This is a genomic window from Endozoicomonas sp. ALC013 (genome assembly GCF_049310205.1).
Taxonomy (GTDB): Bacteria; Pseudomonadota; Gammaproteobacteria; order Pseudomonadales; family Endozoicomonadaceae; genus Endozoicomonas.
The window spans coordinates 1-5,254 of the sequence record NZ_JBLYNS010000222.1 but is presented as its reverse complement, the minus strand read 5'-3'; the positions used below and the strand labels follow the sequence as shown (position 1 = coordinate 5,254).

General features: G+C 50.6%; 2 protein-coding genes. Both read right to left on the bottom strand.

Annotated features, from left to right (window positions below; translation table 11 throughout):
- Window positions 1-155: 155 nt before the first annotated feature.
- On the bottom strand, window positions 156-3,050 hold the full coding sequence (locus ACO6V1_RS22180; protein WP_422468633.1) for a DUF1601 domain-containing protein: 2,895 nt from the start codon (window positions 3,048-3,050) through the stop codon (window positions 156-158).
- Window positions 3,051-3,126: 76 nt separating this feature from the next.
- Window positions 3,127-5,254 (bottom strand): DUF1601 domain-containing protein (locus ACO6V1_RS22175; protein WP_422468631.1); only part of this gene is annotated, 2,128 nt, incomplete at its 5' end.

The following is a 5,254-nucleotide window of genomic DNA, read 5'->3' as shown; positions in this document are numbered from 1 at the left end:
TTATATTTCATTAATTCATGAAAGTATAAAAAGCAGACTGCTGCTCTGTTCAGAAGTTCATTTTACTGAAATGCCTATAAAACCAAGCCGTTGGGGATACACATCTACTTCTGATGCCACCAATCCGTTATTTTCAAATCATTTTAGCCAACTACTTATTGCCTTTTTTTTCTCTTCCTTTTTCTTTTTTTTGGTTTGCCTGTTTGCTTTTCTAAATGTTCTTCGGCGGCCAGGTAACAGTGATCTGAGGATTGATCCCCTTTATCGGCGGTAGCGTTTGCCTCATCTGCCCACCCGATTTTATGTGATACAGATCCATGGCCCTGCGGCGGGATGTCCACTCTGGTCTTTATTTGATCAATACATCGTTTTATTGAATCCTGGCTCCTGAGCTGGTTAATCGGGATTTCAATGACCTCAAATCCTGCTTTTTGTAACAGTGCGATTTTCAGCAGAGTCGAACCAGTCCTGGTGTTGAAATCACCACACAGGTAATGAGAGGGGCCCTGAACTTCAATAATAATATTGTGATCTGGCAGTAGCAGATCAACCGGAGGTAATGAGTTCAGACTCCTTTCTGCGGCAATCTTTAAAGAGGGAATGCATGATTGAAGTTGATCGCGGAAGGCGGTTTGAGGTTTTGACATGTTAGTCTGGTAATGGGGGACGATCGGACACGCTCTGCCAAGCCAGCTTGCGGCCATGGCAATGATGGATTGATCCTCTTCATTATTTGGGAATGCATTTTCCAGGCGAGTAAACAGGTCATCCATGTGCTTTTCAAGCAAGCTGTTTTTATTGGCATTGGAGTCTGGAGACAGCCTGGCACAGCATACCAATGCTCCCCAGAGAGACATCGATATTTCTTGCTGAGATAACTGAGGACATTTACTGATTTGGTAGACAAGAAGTTCAGACGTGGATTTAACCACATTCAGCTCAACGAGCTCACCCAGTTTCGCCATGGCCCACAGCAGGTGGGAGATATGCTGAGGAATAAACTGGTTTTTCTTTGCGTTCACTTGGGATAAAAGTACGGTCAAAGCCTCGTTGAGCTCTGGCGTCAGCTCCTGCCCGTTGATCACCAGTTTCGCCATGGCCCACAGCTGGATGGCGACATCCTTGGCATTAAATTGGTCATTCTGTGCGTTCACGTGGGGCAACAGCGCGGCCACGGCTTGTTTGAGTTCTGGTGTCTGCGCCTGCCCGTTGTCCACCAGTTTCGCCATGGCCCACAGCAAGTTGGTGATTTCCTGGGGTTTAAAGTTAGCTTTCAGTGCTTTCACGTGGGGCAGCAGTGTGGCTACGGCCGCTTTGAGCCCTGGTGTCTGCTCCTGCCTGTTGTCCATCAGTTTCGCCATGGCCCACAGTAGGTTGGCGATACCTTGCGGTTTAAAGTTAGCTTTCTGTGCATTCACGTGGGGCAACAATGCACCTAAGGCCTCTTTGAGCCCTGGTATCTGCTCCAGCCCGTTGTCCACCAGTTTCGCCATGGCCCACAGCAGGTTGACGATATTCTGGGCATTAAATTGGACTTTCTGTGCGTTCACGTGGGGCAACAGCACGGCTAAGGCCGCTTTGAGCCCTGGTGCCTGCTCCAGCCCGTTGTCCACCAGTTTTGCCATGGCCCACAGCAGGTTGGCAGTTTCCTGTGGCTTAAAGTTAGCTTTCTGTGCGTTCACAGGGGGCAACAGCACGGCCACGGAATCTTTGAGCCCTGGTATCTCAAGCCTGTTGTCCACCAGTTTTGCCATGGCCCATAGCAGGTTGGCGATATTCTGGGCATTAAATTGGACTTTCTGTGCGTTCACGTGGGGCAACAGCACGGCTAAGGCCGCTTTGAGCCCTGGTGCCTGCTCCAACCCGTTGTCCACCAGTTTTGCCATGGCCCACAGCAGGTTGGCAGTTTCCTGTGGCTTAAAGTTAGCTTTCTGTGCGTTCACGTGGGGCCACAATACGGCCACGGCCTCTTTGAGCCCTGGTGTCAGCTCCTGCCCGTTGTCCACCAGTTTTGCCATGGCCCACAGCAGGCTGGTGATTTCCTGTGGTTTAAAGTAAGCTTTCTGTGCGTTCACCTGGGGCAACAACGTGGCCACGGCCTTTTTGAGCTCTGGTGCCTGCTCCAGCCCGTTGTCCACCAGCTTCGCCATGGCCCACAACAGGTTGGCTATTTCCTGTGGTTTAAAGTTAGCTTTCTGTGCGTATACGTGGGACAAAAGTGTGGAAACGTTCTCTTTAAGCTCTGGTGTCCACTCCTGCCCGTTGGCCATCAGTTTCGCCATGGCCCACAGCAAATTGGTAATATGCTGGGCATTAAATTGGGCTTTCTGTGCGTTCACGTGGGGCAACAGCGCGGCCACAGCCCCTTTGAGTTCTGGTGTTTGCTCCTGCCCTTTGTCCACCAGTTTTGCCGTGGCCCACAGCAGGTTGACGACACCCTGGGCATCAACATCCCTGGCCTGAGGTTTTTGGTTGCACTTGAATATGATTGCATCAAGTAGTGTTGACAATAAGGCAGCCTGAGTACGCTTAACACGCCCATCCATGGGTTTATGAGGGGTAAAAACACCCGCTGAAGTCAATGAATGAAGTGTGGTCGTCAGGCTTCGCCAATTCCAGCTCCGCGTGACTGTGAAATTTGGCAGCAAATGCATCAGCTGGCTTTGTTCCGCTCGATTTAACGGTCTTTTAGCAGCTGATGTGTATTTTTTAATTGAATTGGCATACAGGCCGTGATTTCTCCCATCATAGCGATGACCGAAATGATCCGATTGACTCACCAGGTCATCCATTATTTCTGGTTTGATGAGTGCCTTAAAATCTTGAGCAGGGTGTACTGAACGGCGCTGTAGATGTTGAGAAGGGCATGCGTCAGAAGAACGGTAAAATGTATTACGCCCCGGGTTAGTGCGTGGGGTATCATCCCACTGCCTGACCGTGGCATGTCTGTATCGTCCACGCCTTGAAGAAGCGGCATGGCCACCCGGTCGGTTATAATCATTATCTGATCTTGCGAATTGACCACTGATACCGGCAGAGCTTCCGTCCATAATTATATTTCATTACTTCATGAAAATATAAAAAGCAGACTGCTGTGCGGTTCAGAAGTTCATTTTGCTGAAATGTTCATATATAAGCAGTGCCGTATTTCTCATCTGCCGACCCGCTTTTAAGTGATACAGAGCCATGACCCTGTGGCGGGATGTCTATCCGGGTCTTTATTTCATCAATACATAGTTTCATTGAATTCTGGCTCCTGAGCTGGTTAACCGGGATTTCAATGACTTCAAATCCTGATTTTTGCAGCAGTGCGATTTTCAGCAGAGTCGAACCATTCCTGGTGTTGAAATCACCACTCACGTAATGAGACGGTCCCTGAACTTCAATCACCATGTTGTGGTCTGGCAGTAGCATGTCAACCGGAGGTAATGAGTTCAGACTTTTTTCTTCTTCAATCTGCAAAGAGGGAATGCATGATTGGAGTCGATTGCGGAAGTCGGCTTGAGGTTTTGACAGGTTAGTCTGGTAATGGGGGACGATCGGACACGCTCTGCCAAGCCAACTGGCGGCTATGGCAATAACGGATTGATCCTCTACATTATACGGAGATGTATTTTCCAGACGAGTAAACAGTTCATCCATGTGCTTTTCAAGCAAATTATTTTTATTGGCATTGGATTCCAGAGACAACCTGGCACAGCATACCATCACTCCCCAGAGAGACATCGATATATCTTGCTGAGATAACTGAGGGTATTGACTGATTTGGTAGACAAGATGTTCAGTCGTGGATTTAACCACATTCAGCTCAACGAGTTCACCCAGTTTCGCCATGGCCCACAGCAGGTTGGAGATATACTGAGGAATAAACTGGTCTTTGCTTGTGTTCACTTGGGACAAAAGTGCGGTCAAGGCATCGTTGAGCCCTGGTGTTTGCTCCTGCCCGTTGTTCACCAGTTTCGCCATGGCCCACAGCCGGTGGGTGATATCCCGGGCATTAAATTGGTCTTTCTGTGCGTTCATGTGGAGCAACAGCGCGGCTACGGCTTCTTTGAGTTCTGGTGTCTGCGCCTGCCCGTTGTCCACCAGTTTCGCCATGGCCCACAGCAGGTTGGTGATTTCCTGGGGGTTAAAGTTGGCTTTCAGTGCTTTCAAGTGGGGCAACAGCGTGGCCACGGCCGCTTTGAGCTCTGGTGTCAGCGCCTGCCCGTTGTCCACCAGTTTCGCCATGGCCCACAGCAGGTTGGCGATATGCTGAGGAATAAATTGGTTTTTCAGTGCTTTCAAGTGGGGCAACAGCGCGGCTACGGTTGCTTTGAGCCCTGGTGTCAGCGCCTGCCCGTTGTCCACCAGTTTCGCCATGGCCCACAGCAGGTTGGCGATATGCTGAGGAATAAATTGGTCTTTCTGTGCATTCACGTAGGGCAACAACGCGGCCACGGCCTCTTTTAGCCCAAGTGTCAGTTCCTGCCCGTTGTCCACCAGTTTCGCCATGGCCCACAGCAGGTTGGCGATACCTTGTGGTTTAAAGTTAGCTTTCTGTGCATTCACGTGGGGCAACAATGCGCCTAAGGCCTCGTTGAGCCCTGATGTCTGCTTCTGGCCGTTGTCCACCAGTTTCGCCATGGCCCACAGCAGGTTCGCGATTCCCTGTGGTTTAAAGTTAGCTTTCTGTGTGTTTACGCGGGGCAACAGCACGACTAAGGCCGCGTTGAGCTCTGGTGTCTGCTCCAGCCCGTTGTCCATCAGTTTTGCCATGGCCCACAGCAGGTTAGCGATTTCCTTTGGCTTAAAGTTAGTTTTCTGTGCGTTCACATGGGGCAACAGCACGGCCACGGCCTCGTTGAGCCCTGGTGTCAGCTCCAGCCCGTTGTCCACCAGTTTTGCCATGGCCCACAGCAGGCCGGTTATGCCCTGAGTATTAAATTGGTCTTTCTGTGCGTTCACGTGGGGCAATAACCTGGCCACTACCTCTTTGAGACCTGGTGTCCTCTTCTGCCCGTTGTCCATCAGTTTCGCCACGGCCCACAGCAGGTTGACGATTTCCTGTAGGTTAAAGTTAGCTTTCTGAGTGTTCACGTTGGGCAATAACGCGGCAATAGCCCCTTTGAGCTCTGGTGTCTGCTCATGGCCGTTGTCCACCAGTTTCGCCATGGCCCACAGCAGGTTGGCGATACCCTGAGGAATAAATTGGTCTTTTTGTGCGTTCACGTGGGGCAACAGCGCGGCCACGGCCTCTTTGAGTTCTGGTGTT